Annotated in this window: 16 protein-coding genes; 13 read left to right on the forward strand and 3 right to left on the reverse strand. The window is 63.0% G+C overall.

The window, feature by feature from the left end:
* The first annotated feature begins 291 nt into the window (after positions 1 to 291).
* Positions 292 to 1,671, forward strand: coding sequence for an NAD(P)/FAD-dependent oxidoreductase (locus ACWGXF_RS07280; RefSeq protein ID WP_256630961.1), 1,380 nt, complete (start codon positions 292 to 294; stop codon positions 1,669 to 1,671).
* 1 nt (position 1,672) lies between these two features.
* Here the strand turns inward: ACWGXF_RS07280 and ACWGXF_RS07285 are convergent, their stop codons facing one another.
* The 3 genes from ACWGXF_RS07285 to ACWGXF_RS07295 form a co-directional block, all read right to left on the reverse strand.
* Positions 1,673 to 3,343: a phospholipase D family protein gene (locus tag ACWGXF_RS07285; protein ID WP_256630960.1), complete on the reverse strand. Its 1,671-nt coding sequence runs from the start codon at positions 3,341 to 3,343 to the stop codon at positions 1,673 to 1,675.
* Between the two features lie 22 nt (positions 3,344 to 3,365).
* The gene (locus ACWGXF_RS07290) at positions 3,366 to 4,973 is read right to left on the reverse strand and encodes an alkaline phosphatase D family protein (protein ID WP_256630959.1); all 1,608 of its coding nucleotides are present in this window, start codon (positions 4,971 to 4,973) and stop codon (positions 3,366 to 3,368) included.
* An 86-nt stretch (positions 4,974 to 5,059) separates the two neighbouring features.
* A complete protein-coding gene (locus tag ACWGXF_RS07295) occupies positions 5,060 to 6,037 on the reverse strand; it encodes an NADPH:quinone oxidoreductase family protein (RefSeq protein ID WP_202788568.1) in 978 nt (325 codons plus the stop codon).
* A gap of 122 nt (positions 6,038 to 6,159) precedes the next feature.
* Here ACWGXF_RS07295 and surE point away from each other — a divergent pair, with 122 nt between their 5' ends.
* The 12 genes from surE (at position 6,160) to hisS (ending at position 18,990) form a co-directional block, all read left to right on the forward strand.
* Positions 6,160 to 6,945, forward strand: coding sequence for a 5'/3'-nucleotidase SurE (gene surE / locus ACWGXF_RS07300; protein WP_256630958.1), 786 nt, complete (start codon positions 6,160 to 6,162; stop codon positions 6,943 to 6,945).
* A complete protein-coding gene (locus ACWGXF_RS07305; protein ID WP_034361763.1) occupies positions 6,942 to 7,727 on the forward strand; it encodes a protein-L-isoaspartate(D-aspartate) O-methyltransferase in 786 nt (261 codons plus the stop codon). The genes surE and ACWGXF_RS07305 overlap by 4 nt, the downstream gene beginning before the upstream one ends.
* A gap of 13 nt (positions 7,728 to 7,740) precedes the next feature.
* Positions 7,741 to 8,601, forward strand: a complete 861-nt coding sequence (locus ACWGXF_RS07310) for a peptidoglycan DD-metalloendopeptidase family protein (protein ID WP_003063839.1) — start codon at positions 7,741 to 7,743, stop codon at positions 8,599 to 8,601.
* Positions 8,602 to 8,603: 2 nt separating this feature from the next.
* A complete protein-coding gene (locus ACWGXF_RS07315; protein WP_039048788.1) occupies positions 8,604 to 9,662 on the forward strand; it encodes an RluA family pseudouridine synthase in 1,059 nt (352 codons plus the stop codon).
* Between the two features lie 99 nt (positions 9,663 to 9,761).
* Positions 9,762 to 10,934 carry an SMC-Scp complex subunit ScpB gene (gene scpB, locus ACWGXF_RS07320; RefSeq protein ID WP_256630956.1) on the forward strand — a complete coding sequence of 391 codons (1,173 nt, stop codon included), beginning with the start codon at positions 9,762 to 9,764 and terminating at the stop codon, positions 10,932 to 10,934.
* Positions 10,931 to 12,520, forward strand: a complete 1,590-nt coding sequence (locus ACWGXF_RS07325; RefSeq protein WP_256630955.1) for a pseudouridine synthase — start codon at positions 10,931 to 10,933, stop codon at positions 12,518 to 12,520. Before scpB ends, ACWGXF_RS07325 begins: the two co-directional genes overlap by 4 nt.
* A 122-nt stretch (positions 12,521 to 12,642) precedes the next feature.
* Positions 12,643 to 13,068: a nucleoside-diphosphate kinase gene (gene ndk, locus ACWGXF_RS07330; RefSeq protein WP_003053316.1), complete on the forward strand. Its 426-nt coding sequence runs from the start codon at positions 12,643 to 12,645 to the stop codon at positions 13,066 to 13,068.
* A gap of 132 nt (positions 13,069 to 13,200) precedes the next feature.
* On the forward strand, positions 13,201 to 14,322 hold the full coding sequence (gene rlmN / locus ACWGXF_RS07335; protein ID WP_034376389.1) for a 23S rRNA (adenine(2503)-C(2))-methyltransferase RlmN: 1,122 nt from the start codon (positions 13,201 to 13,203) through the stop codon (positions 14,320 to 14,322).
* Positions 14,323 to 14,347: 25 nt separating this feature from the next.
* Positions 14,348 to 15,199: a type IV pilus biogenesis/stability protein PilW gene (pilW, locus tag ACWGXF_RS07340; RefSeq protein ID WP_452101815.1), complete on the forward strand. Its 852-nt coding sequence runs from the start codon at positions 14,348 to 14,350 to the stop codon at positions 15,197 to 15,199.
* Positions 15,192 to 16,175 (forward strand): RodZ domain-containing protein, encoded by a 984-nt coding sequence (locus ACWGXF_RS07345; RefSeq protein ID WP_452101816.1) that lies wholly within the window; start codon positions 15,192 to 15,194, stop codon positions 16,173 to 16,175. The genes pilW and ACWGXF_RS07345 overlap by 8 nt, the downstream gene beginning before the upstream one ends.
* An 18-nt stretch (positions 16,176 to 16,193) precedes the next feature.
* Positions 16,194 to 17,474 carry a flavodoxin-dependent (E)-4-hydroxy-3-methylbut-2-enyl-diphosphate synthase gene (ispG, locus tag ACWGXF_RS07350; protein WP_034378387.1) on the forward strand — a complete coding sequence of 427 codons (1,281 nt, stop codon included), beginning with the start codon at positions 16,194 to 16,196 and terminating at the stop codon, positions 17,472 to 17,474.
* 199 nt (positions 17,475 to 17,673) lie between these two features.
* The gene (gene hisS / locus ACWGXF_RS07355; RefSeq protein ID WP_256630953.1) at positions 17,674 to 18,990 is read left to right on the forward strand and encodes a histidine--tRNA ligase; all 1,317 of its coding nucleotides are present in this window, start codon (positions 17,674 to 17,676) and stop codon (positions 18,988 to 18,990) included.
* Positions 18,991 to 18,994 lie beyond the last annotated feature (4 nt).

Below are 18,994 nucleotides of genomic sequence, written 5' to 3' on the forward strand. Positions count from 1 at the left end.
TTCGTCGAATGGGGTTTTAAGGCCACGTCGTACGACATGGCGCTCAAGAAGTTGATAGCGCGCCACGCTTGATTGGCATTGCTTGCAGCCAGGGTTATTCAGAAAATTGAAAGCTTTCAAGGCAGACCTTGCATTGGCGCAGCTCAAGTCTTATAAAAGATATATATCATCAGTATTTGCCTTGTCCATATTGAGTTTCCTGCTATAAAAATTGAAGAACAATCAATGCGTGCCAGATATCTTGAGATGTTCTGGCGTCCGGTCACAACAGACGCAGAGTCAGGGTCGTTCATGGAAAACGCAGTCAATCAAGCAGAGCAGGGCGAGCAGCCCATCACCGAATCCCAGGAGTCGCAAGCTCGAAAGCCACAGCATCCACGCAATGGGCATGCGGCCCGCATCGTGGTCGTGGGCGGTGGTGTGGCGGGGCTGGAGGTGGCCACGGCCCTGGGCAAGCTCAAGAGTGAAAGCATTGACACGGTGACGCTGGTGGACAGCGACTCCGCCCATGTCTGGAAGCCCATGCTGCACACGATTGCAGCCGGCACTCGCGATCTGGCCCAGCAGCAGACCACTTATCTTGCTCAGGCCACCGATGCCGACTTTGCCTACCAGCCCGGCGAAATGTGCGGTCTGGACCGTGAGGCACGCGAGATTCTGCTGGCCCCCATCTATGCCCCCGATGGTCGCGAGTTGGTGGCGGGTCGGCGCCTTGCCTATGACAAGCTGGTGATTGCGGTGGGCAGCGGTGCCAACGACTTCGGCACGCCTGGTGTGCACGAGCATTGCTTCATGATCGATTCGCGCCGCAAGGCCGATGCCTTCAACCAGGAAATTCGTTTGCGCATGGTGCGCTGCATGACCAGCGGCGAACAGTTGCAGGTCGCCATCGTGGGCGGCGGCGCCACGGGGGTAGAGCTTGCGGCGGAGCTGGTTCAGCTTGCAGAGAGTGCCACGGCCTACGGCGCCTTGGGCGAGGCCGCCAAGTTCCGCATCGTGCTGATCGAGGCCGGCTCGCGCCTGCTGCCCAGCTTTCCCGAGGAGATCTCCGAAGCCACGCGTGTGCGGCTGCAGGCCCTGGGCGTTTCCGTGATCGTCGGCGGCCGCGTCAGCCGTGCGACCGAGCAAGGTTTCGAGCTGGCCAATGGCGAGCTGATTCCTGCCAGCCTGCGTGTCTGGGCAGCGGGGGTAAAGGCCCCGGAATTCTTGATGCAGCTGGGTTTGCAGACCACGCGCAGCAATCAGCTACTGGTCAATGACGAGATGCAGACCAGCGACCCCGATATCTATGCCCTGGGCGACTGCGCCAGCTATACCCTGCCGGGCAAGCAGGAAGCCTTGCCTCCTACGGCCCAGGTGGCCCACCAGCAAGCCCGCTATCTGATCGAGACTCTGCCTCATGTGCTGGAGCGTCCCGGTGCCAAACCCGTAGGCTTTGCCTATCGTGACTTTGGAGCCCTGGTGTCGCTTGCGCATTACGACGCCTATGGCTCGCTGGGCAAGTTCGGCCTGTTCAACGGCGGCGTGATCCGCGGCCGCATGGCCATGCTCAGCCACATCATGCTGTACCGCTCGCACCAGGCGCGGCTTTACGGCTTCTGGCGCGGCGGCCTGCTGTGGCTGATCGACCTGATGAACGCGCGGCTGCGGCCCTCCATCCGCCTGGACTGAGTTACAAAAATCCTTCGATGGGCAGCCAGCTCAGCACCCGCACCATAAAGCGCTGCCACCAACTGGTACCGGGGTCGGCACTGAAGGTCTGGGCTTCATGGGGCGGCAGCGGACTCTGGCCCGTCCAGCTCAGCCTGCCCTGCGTGTCCAGTTGCACCTTGTAGGCCATGTACGGCAGATGTTGATCCAGCGAGGTGCTGACCTGCTGGCTCAAGGCCGGGTCTTTGATGACCACGCCCATTTCGGTGTTGAGCATGGCCGAGCGCGGATCGAAGTTGAAGGAGCCGACAAAGAGCTGCTTGCCGTCGACCGCGAAGGTCTTGGCATGCAGGCTGGCGCCCGAACTGCCCGTGGTGGCGGAGCTGCCGCTCAGCGCTGCAGGTGAGGGGGCTTCGCGCTTGGGAGTCTTTTCGGCAGGCTCGCTCCTTGGTGTCTTGTCCGGCTCGTTGGCTGCGGGCTGGTTGCGCAGATCGATCTGACGGCGCATCTCGTAGAGTTCCACGCCCATTTTCAGCAGCGGCTTGCGGTATTTCTCGTAGCCGGCATGCACCACGGCCACATCGGTCGCCTCCAGGCTATTGGTCAGAATGCGCACCCGCACACCTTGCTGGCGCAGATGGCCAAAGGCGTCGACTCCGGCCTGGGTGGGCACGAAATAGGGCGACACCACTTCCAGCAACTGCTGTGGCTGGCCAATCACAGGCTGGAGCTGGGACAGCAGCAAGTCCTCGGGTGCGGCTTCGCGCAGGACCTTGGCCGGGTCGTCGCTGACCAGGGTGGTCTCGGCCCATTGCAGCGGCAGTTGACCTGCCAGCAAATCGGTGCTGAAGCGGCTGCGGCTGACGGCCTTCACATAGGCCTGTGATTCGGGGCGATTCACATCGGCGTGCAGGCCTGCATAGACCTTGTCCACGGCCTGCTGTGGCATGGCGGGCAGCAGGCTGGCTGCCGGGTAGGCGGAGGGACTGTTCCAGTAACGGTCGAATTCCGCTGCCACCTCGCCCACCACCGAGCCTGTGGCCACCACATCGAGGTCGGCGAACAGCACGCCGTCGGAGGCGGCAAAGTACTCGTCGCCGATATTGCGCCCGCCCACGATGGTGGCGGAGGAGTCGGCCGTGTAGCTCTTGTTGTGCATGCGCCGCTGGGTGCGTGCGAAGTCCGTCACATAGCCAATCGCCTTGGGCGTGCGCAGGGCAAAGGGGTTGAATAGCCGCACCTCGATTAGAGGGTGCTGGTCCAGGGCGGCCAGGGTGGCGTCCATGCCGCCGGTGCCGCCATCGTCCAAGAGCAGGCGCACGCGCACGCCGCGGTCTGCCGCAAGCAGCAGCTCATCGAGCAGCAAATGGCCGGTGGTGTCGTTGCGCCAGATGTAGTACTGCACATCGAGCGTGCGCTGCGCGGCTCGGGCCAGCAGGGCGCGGGCGGCATAGGCGTCATGGGCATCGGCCAGCATATGGATGCCGCTCTGCCCAGGATGTGCCTGCTGCAGCGGCGCCAGCGCCTGGCCGAGCCGGGTTTGCAGGGCCTGCTCGGCGCTCAGGGCCTCGCTGGCCATGCGATCCGGCAGGGGAGGCAGGCCGCAGCCTGTGAGCAGCCCCGCGATCAGAAGGGCGGCCGCCGTACCGCGCCACAGGGGAAGTTCGGGTCTCGAGGCCTGTGTGTTTTGCATGACCCGAGTATGCCGCAGCGCATCAGGCGATCTTCACAGGACCGGGGCGGCGGTCCTCGACCACAAAGCGTGCCAGCGTATAGAGGCTGCTGTCGGCGTGGAGCGGGTTGCTCACGGCGCGCAGCTCCGTGGTCATGGACTGCGGCGTGATATCCACGAGGCTGTAGCCGCGCTCCTCGCAGCGCGCGAAAAGCACCTGAGGGTTGTGGGCCATGATGGCATCGACCCTGGCTTGTGTGGTGCCGCTGTGCGAGCTGATGGAGGTGCCGCAGAACTCGCTGGCAATCACCGGATTGACTCTGTCCGGGGCCTGATCGGCCTGGGCCGCAATGGCGCAGACATAGTTCTGGTGAATGTCCCCGCCGAGCAGCACGCTGTTGCGCGGCTGGCTTTCTGCAATCTGGCGCACCAGGCGCTGGCGGGCCTGAGGGTAGCCGTCCCAGCTGTCGGTCGACTGTCTGCCATTGGGATGCTTGCGGGCCGAGAACAAGGTGGTCTGCACCACGGTGCTCCAGCGGGTGGCGTCGACCCTCTCGCGTGCATCGTCCTGCAGCTGCCGGGCCAGCCAGTGCTCCTGATCCCAGCCCAGAAAGCTGCGCGCCGGATCTTGCAGGGCGGGGCATTCGGCCGGGTCCACGGTGCCGGTGCTGGCCTTGCCCTCGGGGCGGCAGGCCTGCAGATCGCGGTACTGGCGGCCGTCCAGCAGATGCAGTCTGGCGAGCTTGCCCCACTGCAGGCTGCGGTACAGCGCCAGGCCTTGAAAGTTGCGCTGCAATGCGCTGTCACGCAGCGGCATGTTTTCGTAGAAAGCCTGCCAGGCCGCCATGCGCCTAGCCAAAAAGTGAGCACTATCCCCGCGTCCGTACTGAGCTACATAGTCGTTTTCAACCTCGTGATCGTCCCAGATGACGGACCAGTTGCACGCGGCATGGGCGGCCTGCAGATGAGCATCGCTTTTGTGCAGCGCATAGCGGTCGCGGTAGTCCTGCAAGGTCTGGGCGGTACGCAGCGGCTGCGCACGCGCCAGTCCATCGGGCTTGGCCGGCTGCGCATATTCATAGATGTAGTCACCGAGAAACAGCACCAGATCGGGCGAGGCCTGCGCGGCGTCGGCCCAGGCACTGTAGAAGCCGTGTTCCCAGCGCTGGCAGGAGGCTACGGCCAGGCGCAGCTTGCGCACATCTGCTCCGGGCGCCGGGGCGGTACGGCAGCGTGCGGTGGTGCTGAAGGCGTCGCCACAGCGGAAGCGGTAGAAATACCAGCGGTCAGGGCTCAGGCCGTTGACCTGCACATGGACGGCATGGCCCCATTCAGCCCTGGCCTGAGTCTGCCCATGGGCCACGGCCTGGCGGAACTGGGCATCGTGTGCCACTTCCCAATGCACGGTCTGTGCTGCCAGGTCTGGCGCGACCGCCGTGCCCAGATAGGCCAGAGGCGCTGTCAGCCGCGTCCAGATCAGGATGTTGTCGGGCTCCGGGTCGCCGCTGGCCACTCCCAGGGTGAACGGGTTGTGGGCCAGTGATTCCGTGGCACGGACCCAGGCGGGCAGGGCGCCCACGGCCGTGGCAAGGCTGGAGGCAATCAGAAAGCGCCGGCGATCCGGCGCAGGCGCGTGAAGAGGAGAAAACATGGCGATGCTGCGGTGTTGGGGTTTTGTAGCCAGTGGCTGGAAGTATCTCCCCGACCCCACAGGCATCGCCGCGGTTTACCGCAGCTTTACGCGTTGACCAGCACCAGCTTGCCCTGTACCTGGCGCGAGCCCATGCGCTCATAGGCGGCGAAGAGCTCGCTCATGGGCATGGTGCGGTCGATTACGGGCTTGATCCTGCCTTGGGCCCACCATTGAGACAGCTCCTGCATCATGGCGGCATTGTTTTGAGGCTCGCGCTTGGCGAAATCGCCCCAGAACACGCCGACCAGGGAAGCGCCCTTGAGCAGAGGCAGGTTCAGCGGCAGCGAGGGGATGGGTCCGGAGGCAAAGCCGATGATCAGATAGCGGCCGCGCCAGGCAATGGAGCGGAAGGCAGGTTCGGCAAAATCGCCGCCTACGGGATCGTAGATCACGTCAGGTCCCTTGCCGTCTGTCGCTGCCTTGATGGCTTCACGCAGATCGCCCTGGCTGTAGTTGATGGTGAGGTCTGCGCCCTGGGCCTTGCACAGCGCACATTTCTCGTCGGTGGAGGCAGCGGCAATCACCCGGGCACCGGCCGCCTTGGCAATCTGTATGGCTGCCGTGCCCACGCCGCCCGCCGCGCCCAGCACGAGTACGGTCTCGCCGGCCTTGAGCTGACCTCGGTCCATGAGCGCATGGTGGGAGGTGGCATAGGTCATGATGAAGGCGGCGGCATCCACAAAGGGGAAGTCGGCCGGCAGCGGCATGCACATGGCAGCGGGTGCCAGCGTATGCGTGGCGAACCCGCCCGTGCCCGAAAGACAGGCCACATGCTGGCCTGGCTTGAGATGTTTGACCCCTTCGCCCACGGCCTGCACCACGCCGGCATATTCCGAGCCCGGCACAAAGGGCAGGGGCGGCTTGATCTGGTATTTGTTCTGCACGATCAGCAGATCGGGAAAGTTCAGGCTGGCGGCCTTGACTTCCAGCAGCACCTGGCCGGGGCCGGGCTGTGGCGTGGGCTGCTCGGTCCACTTCAGGGTCTCGACGCCGGTGGGTGTGGTGCAAAGCCATGCGTGCATATCTTGTCTCCTGATCTTCTTGAGGTGAGATTGGGGGAATCGGCTCGCAGATGATAGAAGTGTGGTGCGAATGCCGCGTGTCTCTGTCGTGACCTTGGAGCCGCCTACAATCCGCCTCATCCATGAAGATTCTTATTTGCAATGACGATGGCTTCCAGGCCCCAGGCATCGTGGCCCTGCACGATGCGCTGCGCACCGTGGCAGACGTCGAAGTGGTGGCGCCCGAGCACAACAACAGCGCCAAGTCCAATGCCTTGACGCTGAATGCACCGCTGTATGTGCACCAGGCCTATAACGGCTTTCGCTATGTGAACGGCACGCCTGCAGACTGCGTGCATATCGCGTTGACCGGCCTGCTTGGCTACCGGCCCGATCTGGTGGTCTCGGGCATCAACAACGGCGCCAATATGGGCGACGACACGATTTACTCGGGCACCGTGGGCGCGGCCATGGAAGGCTATCTGTTCGGCATTCCCTCGATTGCCTTCTCGCAGGTGGACAAGGGCTGGGCCGAGCTGGAAGCGGCGGCTGCCACAGCCCGTCAGATGGTTCAGCAGATGCAGGCCCAGCAGCTGATCAGTACAGCTCCCTGGCTGCTGAACGTGAATATTCCCAATATGCCGCTGCATGCACTCAAAAGTGTCAAGCTGTGTCGCCTGGGGCGCCGTCATGCGGCCGAACAGGCCATTCAGCAGCAAAGTCCGCGTGGCGAGACCATGTACTGGATCGGCAGTGCCGGCGCAGCAAAGGACGACTCCGAAGGCACGGACTTCCATGCCACGGCCCACGGCCATGTCTCCATGACGCCGCTCAAGGTGGATCTGACCGATCATGAAAACCTCGGCTATTGGGCGCAGACGGCCAGCAAGCTGGCAGGTCCATCCAACACATCGGCGGCCGCATCGTGAGCGAGCGTCGTCCGCCTCAGGTCCCGGGCTGGATTGCACGCTCGGTGCAGACGGGCACCGGCGCGGCACGGCCGCCCGTTGCTCCCAAGCCCATCAATCCCTTGCGTGTGGCCGCCTCGCCGGTGGGCGTGGGGCTGGACTCATCCACGGTGCGTGCCCGCATGGCCCAGCGCATCGGTGCGGCCGGCGTCAGCAACCCTGCCGTGCTGCAGGCCATGGCCACGGTGGAGCGTCACCGCTTTGTCGACAGTGCTCTGGTCAATCAGGCCTACGAAGACACCAGTCTGCCTATCGGCCTGGGCCAGACCATCTCCAAGCCCAGCATCGTGGCCCGCATGATCGAGCTGCTGCTCGACTCCGATGCGGCCCGCAACGGGCAAGGGCGCGTGCTGGAGATCGGCACCGGTTGCGGCTACCAGGCGGCCGTGCTGTCCATGCTTACCAAAGAGGTTTATTCGATAGAGCGGCTGCGTGGCCTGCACGAGAAGGCGCGCGGTCATCTGCGCCCCATGCGCCTGTCCAATGTGCATCTGATCCTCGGTGACGGCATGGTGGGTTTTGCCAGTGGCGCGCCCTATGCGGGCATCATCTCCGCTGCCGGAGGTGATGTGGTGCCGCAAGAGTGGTGTGATCAACTGGCGGTGGGCGGGCGTCTGGTGGCTCCGGTCGTGGTGGGTGCGGGTAAGCAGGCACTGCTGGTGATTGACAAGAGTTCACACGGTTTTACGCAGACAGTTTTGGAAGCAGTCAACTTTGTCCCTCTAAAATCGGGGATCGCCTAGAAGGGAATAGCTTATGTTGGTATCGCGAAGTCTTGGTGCATGGGGAACGGCCGTGCTGGCAGGTGTCATCCTGGCCGGTTGTGCTGCCCAGGCAAACAGGGCTCCTGTGGAGGATCGCGGACAGTCGGCCTCCTCGTCTTCAACTGTGGACGTCAAGTCGCTGCCCGGCGCTGAAAATGCCGGCAAGCCGGGTTACTACACCATCAAGCCTGGCGACACTCTGATCAGGATTGGTCTGGAGCACGGCCAGAGCTGGAAGGACATTGCTCGCTGGAGCAATCTGGACAATCCCAACGTGATTGAAGTCGGTCAGGTGGTGCGTGTGGTGCCGCCCGGACGCGAGGCGCCTGTCGCCTCGTCCGGTTCGGGTCGCGGTGTCGCGCCCGTGGTTGTGGGCGGTGGCAGCGCCGCAACGACGACCACACCCGTGACTCCCCCGGCTGCAAGCGCAACGCCAGTGCCATCCACGCCTGCAACAAGCCCGGCGCCTGCTGCCAAGGGCGCCGATGATGTGAACTTCATCTGGCCTGCCAGCGGCTCGTTGATTGCCGGCTTCGACGAGCAGCGCAACAAGGGCTACGACATCAGCGGCAAGGCCGGCGATCCCGTGCTGGCTGCGGCCGATGGCCGTGTGGTGTATGCCGGTGCCGGCCTGCGTGGCTACGGCAATCTCATCATCCTCAAGCACAACAACACCTATCTGACCGCCTACGCCCACAACCAGTCTCTGCTGGTCAAGGAAGATCAGGCCGTGAAGAAGGGGCAGAAGATTGCCGAGATGGGCAGCACCGATGCCGATCGCGTCAAGCTGCACTTCGAGGTGCGTCGCCAGGGCAAGCCTGTCGATCCTTCGCGTTATCTGCCTTCGCGTTGAGCATGGCCTCGCAACGCAAGCAAGCCGCACAAGCCCCTGCCCCGCAGGGGCTTGTGCCTTCTGACGCGGTCGAGCAGAGCTGGGACGAAGCAGCCGAAGACGCCATTGCCTCGGCCGAGGTCGAGAACCGCGAACTCATGGTCGGCACCGAGCATCATGGTCAGCGTGTGGACAAGGTGCTGGCGCTGGGGGTGTCCGAGTTCTCGCGCAGCTATCTGCAGCAGTTGCTGGCCGACGGTGCAGTCACGCTCAACGGCAAGGTTCTGCTCAAGCCTTCGGTCAAGGTGGCCGTGGGCGACCGCCTGCGCGTGGAAATGCGCCCCACCCAGCAAAGCATGGCTTTCCAGCCCGAGACCATGGATTTGCAGGTGGTCTATGAGGACGAGGATCTGCTGGTCATCAACAAGCCTGCGGGTCTGGTGGTGCATCCGGCGCCCGGCAACTGGACGGGCACGCTGCTCAACGGCCTGCTGGCGCGTGACGAAAAAGCGCGCCAGGTGCCGCGCGCCGGCATTGTTCACCGGCTGGACAAGGACACCAGCGGTTTGATGGTGGTGGCGCGCAATCGAAGCACCATGGATGCGCTCATCAAGATGATCGCTGCACGTGAGGTGAGTCGCCAGTATCTGGCACTTGCCCACAAGCAATGGGGTAGCCGCAAGCGCCGCGAAGTCGATGCGCCGATCGGCCGTGACCCGCGCAATCGCCTGCGCATGGCGGTGGTGGATCTGAATCTGCACCCCGGCAAGCAGGCGCGTACCGACTTCGATCTGCTCGATGGCGATGCAGCGCATAGCCTGGTGCGCTGCACGCTGCACACCGGCCGCACGCACCAGATCCGGGTGCACATGGCGTCGCTCGGTCATCCGCTGATAGCCGATACGCTGTATGGCGGCCAGCCCGAGGGCGGACTGGAGCGCCAGGCACTGCATGCCTTCAGGCTGGCCTTTGAGCACCCTGTGACGAAAAAGCCGCTGGTTCACTATGCGCCGCTGCCACAAGACATGGCCGGTGCACTGGATTTATGGGGTCTGCGTTACAATCTGCCGGAAAGCCTCTGACCATCACTCGCATGGCATCTTTGGGGCGCTTCCCTCTCTTCTTAGAATCAGGCGTCCCACCGCAGTCGGTGCGACAGCCGCTCCCGAAACGCTGCGCCCATGAATACGGTAGATGCCAAGCGGGTTCTTGAAACAGCATTGATTTGTGCCCCGCAGCCTGTAACGCTGCGGGAATTGCGCTCACTTTTTGATGATGTGCTGGGCTCGGACACGGTTAAGGATTTGCTGCTGGACCTGCAAAAGGACTGGGCCCTCAAGGGCGTGGAACTGGTGCAGGTGGCTTCTGGCTGGCGTTTCCAGAGCCGGCCCGAGATGCGCGTCTACCTGGACAAGCTTCACCCCGAGAAGCCGCCCAAGTACACGCGGGCGACGCTGGAGACGCTGGCCATCATTGCCTACCGTCAGCCGGTCACGCGGGGTGATATCGAGGATATTCGCGGCGTGACCGTGAACAGCCTGATCATCAAGCAGCTGGAAGACCGAGGCTGGATCGAGGTCATCGGCCATCGTGAAACCGTGGGGCGGCCCGCGCTGTTTGCCACCACGCGCCAGTTTCTCGATGATCTGGGTCTGCAGTCGCTGGATCAACTGCCCATGCTGGAGGAAACCCAGGCTCAGCAAAGTCTGTTCAAGGCGCTGGATGGGGAGGAGGGCGACCAGACCGCCGTGCCGCAGGCCGATGCGGAGGATGCCCAGCCCCAGGAGGGTGTGGAAGCCTCAGAGCCGGTCGAGGTCGCTGAGGATACGGATGTCGCTGCAGAGTCCGATGCTGCTGAGAGTGAAATCCTGGGTGCCCCGGACGAGGAAGATGGCGCCGAGGTGCTGCCGGATACCGATGCGGACCCAGTAGCGCAAAAGCCTGCAGAGCTTGTGTCGGAGCTTCAGCCCGAGGTGGATGCGCCAGAGTTGGAGTCATATCCGGATCAGGCGCAGAGTGATATTGAGCAAGATGCTATTGAAGAGATAGTGATTGAGCTACCGGATTCGGAGCCAGGGCCGACTGAAGAGCCGCCATCCGTGAGCAAGCCCAAAGCGGCCAGGCCCGCCAGGACTGCCAAGGCGGCAGAGCCGGAGCCCAAACCGGCGGCCAAGAAAGCTGGACGTACCGAGTGGGTGGGCCTGAAAGCGTTTCTCGAGGATGACTACGGCAGCGACGACGACGAGGCCGAGGACACAAAGGCGAAAGCGCGGGCCGACGATGCCGTCGGGTCAGCAGAACAAGGAATTGTGGAGGGTGACGATGGCGTCATCCCCGAAGGAAAACTGGAATGAACAACGAGACATCGAACCCGATGCCCGAGTCCGCAGCCGCTTCGCCCGAAGCCGAACCGGTCAAGAAGACTCGCAAGCCCCGCGCAGCCAAGGCCGATGGGGCCAAGGATGCCGCCGAGGCCAAAAAGCCTGCCGCACCGCGCAAGCGCGCCGGCGTCAAGAAGGACGCTGCTGGCGAGGCCAAGCCTGCGCGCAAGCGCGTGACCAAGCCGCGTACCGAAGAAGCCGTGGCCGTCGAGGAGCCGGTTCAGCCCGTGGCTGAGCAGGAGCTGCAGTCCCAGGACCAAGACCAGGGTCATGATGCAGTGGATGCCGTCGTTGCCGAAGTGCCTGTGCAGAGCGTTGCCGCTCCTCATGGGCCCAAGGGACGCAAGGGTCAGAACATCGACTTTGCCGATGTGATCTCGGGCGACTTCGACGACGAGGAAGAGAACGGCAGCGCCATGCCCGCCAAGCGCGTGCTTGCGCCCCAGGTCGATTCTCCCAAGCTGCACAAGGTGCTGGCCCAGGCCGGCATGGGCTCGCGCCTGGAGATGGAGCAGCTGATACTGGAAGGGCGCATCTCGGTCAACAACGAGCCTGCCCACGTCGGCCAGCGCATTCAGTTCGGCGATATCGTCAAGGTCAACGGCCAGCCCATCCGCTTCCGTATCGACCCCCCTCCCGCACGCGTGATTGCCTATCACAAGCCCGTGGGCGAAGTGGTGACGCATGACGATCCGCAAAACCGCCCCACGGTGTTCCGCAAGCTGCCCAAGCTGCAGCATGGCAAGTGGCAGTCGGTGGGTCGTCTGGACTTGAATACCGAAGGTCTGCTGCTGTTCACCAGTTCGGGCGAGCTGGCGAACTCGCTGATGCACCCCCGCTTCGGCCTGGAGCGTGAATACGCGGCCCGCGTGCTGGGCGCGCTTAGCAAGGAAGAAAAGCAGCGCCTGCTGGACGGCGTGCAGCTCGAAGACGGCGAAGCCAGCTTCGGTGCCGTGGAAGATGGCGGTGGCGAAGGTGCCAACTGCTGGTACCGCGTGACCATCTCCGAAGGCCGCAACCGCGAAGTGCGACGCATGTTCGAGGCCGTGGGCCATGCCGTCAGCCGTCTGATCCGTATCCGCTACGGCGCCATGATGCTGCCGCGTGGCCTCAAGCGCGGCGCCTGGGTGGAGCTTGATCAGGCCGATATCCAGGCGCTGATGTCGGCAGCCGGTGTCAAGGAGCGCGCTCCCGTCGAGCGCAGCAGCGGCGGTGCCCGTGGCGCCAACAACCGTGGCGGCCGCAACAGCCGCAGCGGCGGTCGCGGCAATGGCATGAATGCCGATCGCGCGCCTCAGGGGCGACGCGAGGGCGGCGGCCAGCGCCGTGGCGAGTGGGACGGCAATCGTCCGGCACCCAGCGGCATGCTGGGCGACAATCCGCGCAACAAGTCTGGTGGTCGCTCCGGTGGCTCGGGGCGCTCGCAGGGAGGCGGTCAGCCCGATCCCATGCGCACCTCGGTGGGCTATATCGGCGGCGACAGCCTCTCGCGTGCCCGTCAGAACGCCAAGCGTCGCCCTGGTGGCGGCGGTGGTGGTGGCCGCCGCGGCGGCCGCTAAAAAGGCGTCCGTAAGGATTTGAGTGCTGCCCGGACTTCAAGGTCTATGGCGGCACCGCTAAAATCAACTGTTTTGCTTTTTTGGCAAAAACCCATAGTAACCCTGATTAGGAAATAATCATCATGGCTATCGAACGTACCCTCTCCATCATCAAGCCCGACGCAGTTGCCAAGAACGTGATCGGCCAAATCTACGCCCGCTTCGAAGCTGCTGGCCTGAAGATCGTGGCTGCCAAGCTGGTGCACCTGTCGCGCGGCGAAGCCGAGCAGTTCTACGCTGTGCACGCTGCCCGTCCTTTCTTCAAGGATCTGGTGGACTTCATGGTCTCCGGCCCCGTGATGATTCAAGCTCTGGAAGGCGAGAACGCCATCCTGAAGAACCGTGAACTGATGGGCGCCACCGACCCCAAGAAGGCCGAAAAGGGCACCATCCGCGCCGACTTCGCCGACAGCATCGATGCCAACGCCGTGCACGGCTCCGACGCTGCTGAAACTGCTGCTGTGGAAGTTGCCTTCTTCTTCCCCGGCATGAACGTGTACTCGCGTTAATCCACGCTAGCTTTACAGCATGCTCTCGCTGACGCCAGCGCTTTGCATTCGTGCAAGGCGGGTGTCAGCACTTGAAGATGCTGGCCACGGCGTGGCAAACACCGTTCGCAAGACGCCTCGCCACATGCCGATATGACTACTAATTTGCTTGATTTTGACCTCGAAGGACTGACCGCTTATTGCGAGCAGCTCGGGGAGAAGCGTTTCCGTGCGACGCAGCTGTTCCGCTGGATTCACCAGCGTGGCGCATCCGATTTCGACCAGATGACAGATCTGGCCAAGTCTTTGCGCGAAAAGCTCAAAAGCCGGGCCCACATTACCGCTTTGCCTGTGGTGACGGAGCATGTCTCTGCCGATGGCACCGTGAAGTGGCTGTTCGATGTGGGTGACGGCAATGCCGTTGAATCCGTTTTCATTCCTGAGGACGACCGCGGCACGCTGTGTGTATCGTCCCAGGCAGGTTGCGCCGTGGGCTGCCGCTTTTGCTCGACGGGGCATCAGGGCTTCAGCCGCAACCTCAATACCGGCGAAATCCTTGCCCAGCTCTGGTATGCCGAGCATTCGCTGCGCAAGCGCTTCGGCACCGAAGATCGCATCATCTCCAACGTGGTGATGATGGGCATGGGCGAGCCTTTGCAGAACTACAGTGCGCTGGTGCCTGCCTTGCGCGTGATGCTGGACGACCATGGCTATGGCCTGTCGCGTCGTCGCGTGACGGTGTCCACCTCGGGCGTGGTGCCCATGATGGATCGACTGTCGCAGGACTGCGCGGTGGCGCTTGCGGTGTCGCTGCACGCGCCCAATGATCCGCTGCGTGACAACCTGGTGCCGCTGAACAAGAAGTACCCGATTGCCGAGCTGCTGGACGCCTGCGAGCGCTATCTGGAGTTCGCGCCGCGTGACTTCATCACCTTTGAATATTGCATGCTCGACGGCGTTAACGATCAGCCTGAGCATGCGCGCCAGCTGATAGAGTTGGTGCGCGCGCGCGGCGATGGCAAGAGCTGGTGCAAGTTCAATCTGATCCCGTTCAATCCCTTCCCCGCTTCGGGTCTGCTGCGCTCGCCTTCGGCCCGTGTGACCGAGTTCGCTACGTTGCTGAGCAATGCCGGCATCGTGACCACGGTGCGCAAGACCCGCGGTGACGATATCGATGCGGCCTGTGGTCAGCTCGCGGGCGACGTGAAGGACAGAACTCGCGCTGCCGAGCGCATGGCCAAGCAGCGTACTATCCCGCTCAAGCAGGTGTCTTGACGGAGTTTTGAATAAAGGACAATCAATGAGGGCAGTGGTACAGCGACCGGTTTGGCAACATTGGGGCTTGTTGGCCCGGTGGGGGGTACCGGTTGCGGTCGCGGCACTTGTGGGTTGTACTTCGACAACGACCACCACCACTTCCTCTACGTCCGTGCCCCAGACTTCCGTGGTTGGCACGGCCGGGACCCAGGTCGCCGATGCCAATCGCCGTGCCCAGATTCGCCTGGAATTGGCTGCCAATTACTTTCAGGCCGGGCGCCTGGATGTGGCCATGGACGAGGTAGGGCAAGCTTTGGCTGCCAAGCCCGATTACGCCGATGCATACGGCCTGCTGGGCCTGATCCTCATGCAGAACCAGGACTGGACGCAGGCGGAGATCGCCATGCGCAAGGCCGTGGATCTCAATCCGCGCGACGGCAACCAGATTCACAATTACGGCTGGATGCAATGCCAGCAAAAGCATTTCGACGTAGCCCAGCAGTGGTTTGATAGAGCCTTGCAGGCTCCGGGCTACCGTGAACAGCCCAGGACCCTGCTGGCCAAGGGCATGTGCTACCAGCAGGCGGGACAGTTGGAGCAGGCCTACCAGAACATGTTTCGTGCCTACGAGATGGATGTGGGCAACCCCGCTGCAGGCTACAACCTGGCAAATGTGCTTTGGCTCAAAGGTGATCTGAAGAAGGCGCAGTTCTACATCCGGCGCTTGAATAACAATAGCAATCAGGCCAGTGCGGAAAGCCTCTGGCTGGGGATCAAAATAGACAGGGCATTGCACGACGACATTGGAGTGCGTCAACAGGCCCATCAGTTGCGCGAGCGTTTTCCTCAATCGCGTCAGTGGCTGGCCTATGAACGTGGAGCTTTCAATGAATGAGGCTGCGGTGGAAGAGGAAACTATGCAAAGCGAAGAGCAGGTGCCAACTCAGGGTCAGGCCACGGCCGGAGTCTTGTTGCGTCAGGCACGGGAAGCAGCCCGGATGCAGTTGCCCGTGATGGCTGCGACATTGAAGGTGCCGCAGCACAAGCTGGAGGCGCTGGAGGCCGATGACTATGCGGCTTTTCCCGATCATGTGTTCATGCGTGCCCTGGCCATGGGAATGTGCCGGATCTTGCATATCGATGCCGAATCGGTGCTGGCCAAGCTGCCACGCAGCGAGATCAAAAGCCTTGCCAATGCGGGTCCAGGCATCAACGAGACCGTCAAGGTGCGCAGCAGCTTCAAGGTCACGGGTACACCGCTGGACTCCGGCAACAGCAGCTCTCGCAAGATTGCGGCAGGCGTGCTGATTCTGCTGGCAGCTGCCGCTGCCGTGTACTTTGTGCCATTCCAGCAGATGGTGGACGGCCCCGATGGGGCAGGCGCGCTAGTGCCGGCTCAGGCCCAGTCCGGCCAGACGCCAGTGGTGAGCGCGCCGGCTGCAGAACCGCTTGCCCAGGCCGAGGGCGGCGCACAGGGCAGTTCTGCCACACCCGCGGCGGCAGTGACAGAACCTGTGCCGGTTGCTGCTGCCAGCATGCCAGGCGACGGAGCTGCAGCAAGCGCTCCCGCATCTGCGACAGCTGCCCAAACCGCAGCCGCGGCAGCCGAGGTGGCCACGCCGGCGACCGGCGCTGCCGGCCTGCTGGTGCTGAAGGTGAATACCGGCCAGTCCTGGGTCAAGGTCAAGGACGGAGCCGGCAAGGTGGTGCTGGAAAAGACCCTGTCCAAGGACGAATCTGCGACTGCCGAAGGCCAGTTGCCCCTGTCGGTGATTGTGGGCAATGCCAAGGGCACGCAGGTGACGGTACGTGGCGAACCCTTCGATATCTCGAGCACACGCGACAATGTGGCTCGCTTCGAGGTGAAGTAACCGTTCGAGGTAAAAAGAGTGCAAGATTCTCAAAGCTCGCAGCAGCTCAGCCAGGCGATAGCCATCGCCAGCCCGCTGCCGCGCAAATCGCGCCAGGCCCGTGTGGTGTGGCGCAACAACGTGGTCACTGTCGGGGGCGATGCGCCCGTGCGCGTGCAGTCCATGACCAATACCGACACCGTGGATGCGGTTGAAACCGCCATCCAGGTGCGACAGCTGGCCCAGGCTGGCTCGGAGATGGTGCGCATCACGGTGAACACGCCCGAGGCGGCGGCGGCCGTGCCCTATATCCGTGAGCAGCTCGACCGGATGGGCGAGTATGTGCCGCTGGTGGGGGACTTTCACTACAACGGCCACCGTCTGTTGACCGACTACCCCGACTGCGCCCAGGCGCTGTCCAAGTACCGCATCAACCCCGGCAACGTGGGCAAGGGCGACAAAAAGGACAAGCAGTTCGGCCAGATGATCGAGATCGCTGCAAAGTACGACAAGGCCGTGCGTATCGGCGTGAACTGGGGCTCGCTGGACCAGGAAATCATGGCCGATCTGATGGATCAGAACAGCCGTCGCGAGAGACCCTGGGAGACACGCCAGGTCATGTACGAGGCGCTGATCACCTCGGCCATCAGCTCGGCCGAGCTGGCCAGGAATATCGGCCTGAACCCCGACAACATCATCCTGTCCTGCAAGGTCAGCGGCGTGCAGGATCTGATCTCGGTCTATCGCGAGCTGGCGCGCCGCTGCGACTATGCGCTGCATCTGGGTCTGACCGAGGCCGGCATGGGCACCAAGGGCACGGTGGCATCGACGGCTGCGCTGTCGGTGCTGCTGCAAGAGGGTATTGGCGACACGATTCGCGTCTCGCTCACGCCCCAGCCGGGTGAAGCGCGCACGCAGGAGGTCGTGGTGGCCTCCGAGATTCTGCAGGCTCTGGGCCTGCGCGTGTTCGTGCCCAGCGTCACCGCCTGCCCGGGCTGCGGCCGCACCACCAGCACCACCTTCCAGGAACTGGCCAAGAAGATCGACGATTTCCTGCGTGGTGAAATGCCGGTCTGGCGCACCCAGTTTCCTGGCGTGGAAGCCATGAAGGTGGCCGTGATGGGTTGCATCGTCAACGGCCCCGGCGAGAGCAAGCATGCCGATATCGGCATCAGCCTGCCCGGCAATGGCGAAGCGCCAGCGGCGCCCGTTTTCATTGACGGCGAGAAGGCCTTGACGCTGCGCGGCGAACATATCGCCGAGGAGTTTCAGACCCTGGTGCTGGAATATGTGCAGCGCCGCTACGGCCTGAAGGCCTGAGCGACTCGAGCGCTTGCAGTGGCCCGGCATGCGGGTGGTGATTGCGCTTGCTGGCACAATGCCAGCGAGCCAAGACTTTGGAATTGATAGCTGCTTGCGCGCTATCTGTATGGATTTGAATTAGGTTTCTAGTTGAATGGCATGATTGCCGTGCGCAATATGCTCTTGTTTTGCTAGTAGCCCAAGTGTGAGACTTCACGTGGCCAAGAACGAAAAACTGACCGCCGTCAAAGGCATGAACGACATTCTCCCACCCGATTCGGCGCGTTGGGAGTGGTTTGAAGCCAAGGTGCGCGATCTGATGGGCCGCTTTGCCTATCGCAATATGCGCACCCCCATCGTCGAGCCCACGGCCCTGTTCGTGCGCGGCCTGGGCGAGGTGACCGATATCGTCGAAAAGGAGATGTACTCCTTTGAGGACCGGGCGGATAAGCATGGCCAGGCCGAGCATCTGACCCTGCGTCCTGAAGGTACGGCCGGCGTGGTGCGTTCGGTGGTGGAAAACAATCTGCTGTATGAAGGCGGCAAGCGTCTGTTCTACATCGGGCAGATGTTTCGGCGCGAAAAACCCCAGCGCGGTCGCTATCGCCAGTTCCACCAGGTCGGTGTGGAAGCCCTGGGTTTTGCCGGTCCCGAGCTGGATGCCGAAGTGATTCTGCTGGCCGCTCAACTTTGGAAAGAGCTGGGCATTGAAGGCGTGCGTCTGGAACTCAACAGCCTGGGTCAGCCCGAGGAGCGCAAGACCCACCGCGAGGCGTTGATTGCCTACTTCGAGCAGCACACAGAGGTGATGGACGAGGAAGCCAAGCGCCGCATGTACAGCAACCCGCTGCGCGTGCTGGACACCAAGAATCCTGCCATGCAGGAAATGGTCAACGCAGCTCCCAGGCTGATGGACTATCTGGGCGATGCATCCAAGGCGCATCTGAAGGCCGTGCAGGACATTCTGGATGCCAACGACGTGGCCTGGAGCCTGAACCCGCGTCTGGTGCGCGGCATGGACTACTACAACCTCACGGTGTTCGAGTTCATTACCGACAAGCTGGGTTCGCAGAGCACGATCTGCGGCGGCGGTCGTTACGACTATCTGATCGAGGAAATCGGCGGCAAACCCGCTCCGGCCGTGGGCTGGGGCATGGGTGTGGAGCGCGTGCTCGAAGTGCTCAAGGAGGTGGGGGTAGAGATTCCCCAGCCCGCAGCCGATGTCTACGCCATCATTCCCGACGCCTCGGTGCTGCCTCAGGTCTTCAAGACCGTGCAGCAGCTGCGTGCAGCCGGTGTGGCGGTTCAGATGCATGCAGCGGCCGGCGGCTCGGCCGAGGGCATGGGCTCGATGAAGTCCCAGTTCAAGAAGGCCGATGGCTCGAGTGCACGCTTTGCCCTGATCTTTGGCTCCGACGAGCTGGCCCAGGGCAAGGTGACCGTGAAGTCGCTGCGCGACGGCGAAGGCCAGCAGGTGCAGCAAGCTCTGGCGGATGTGGCCCTGTGGGCCGGCAGCCTAAAATCGGCGGTTTGATTTT

Source organism: Comamonas sp. HJ-2 (genome assembly GCF_053615495.1).

What these genes read in the sequence shown, in the direction of transcription:
- ACWGXF_RS07280 (WP_256630961.1), top strand. Translation starts at nt 292, where the DNA reads ATGGAAAACGCAGTCAATCAAGCAGAGCAGGGCGAGCAGCCCATCACC.
- ACWGXF_RS07285 (WP_256630960.1), bottom strand. Translation starts at nt 3,343, where the DNA reads ATGCAAAACACACAGGCCTCGAGACCCGAACTTCCCCTGTGGCGCGGT.
- ACWGXF_RS07290 (WP_256630959.1), bottom strand. Translation starts at nt 4,973, where the DNA reads ATGTTTTCTCCTCTTCACGCGCCTGCGCCGGATCGCCGGCGCTTTCTG.
- ACWGXF_RS07295 (WP_202788568.1), bottom strand. Translation starts at nt 6,037, where the DNA reads ATGCACGCATGGCTTTGCACCACACCCACCGGCGTCGAGACCCTGAAG.
- surE (WP_256630958.1), top strand. Translation starts at nt 6,160, where the DNA reads ATGAAGATTCTTATTTGCAATGACGATGGCTTCCAGGCCCCAGGCATC.
- ACWGXF_RS07310 (WP_003063839.1), top strand. Translation starts at nt 7,741, where the DNA reads ATGTTGGTATCGCGAAGTCTTGGTGCATGGGGAACGGCCGTGCTGGCA.
- ACWGXF_RS07315 (WP_039048788.1), top strand. Translation starts at nt 8,604, where the DNA reads ATGGCCTCGCAACGCAAGCAAGCCGCACAAGCCCCTGCCCCGCAGGGG.
- scpB (WP_256630956.1), top strand. Translation starts at nt 9,762, where the DNA reads ATGAATACGGTAGATGCCAAGCGGGTTCTTGAAACAGCATTGATTTGT.
- ACWGXF_RS07325 (WP_256630955.1), top strand. Translation starts at nt 10,931, where the DNA reads ATGAACAACGAGACATCGAACCCGATGCCCGAGTCCGCAGCCGCTTCG.
- ndk (WP_003053316.1), top strand. Translation starts at nt 12,643, where the DNA reads ATGGCTATCGAACGTACCCTCTCCATCATCAAGCCCGACGCAGTTGCC.
- rlmN (WP_034376389.1), top strand. Translation starts at nt 13,201, where the DNA reads ATGACTACTAATTTGCTTGATTTTGACCTCGAAGGACTGACCGCTTAT.
- pilW (WP_452101815.1), top strand. Translation starts at nt 14,348, where the DNA reads ATGAGGGCAGTGGTACAGCGACCGGTTTGGCAACATTGGGGCTTGTTG.
- ACWGXF_RS07345 (WP_452101816.1), top strand. Translation starts at nt 15,192, where the DNA reads ATGAATGAGGCTGCGGTGGAAGAGGAAACTATGCAAAGCGAAGAGCAG.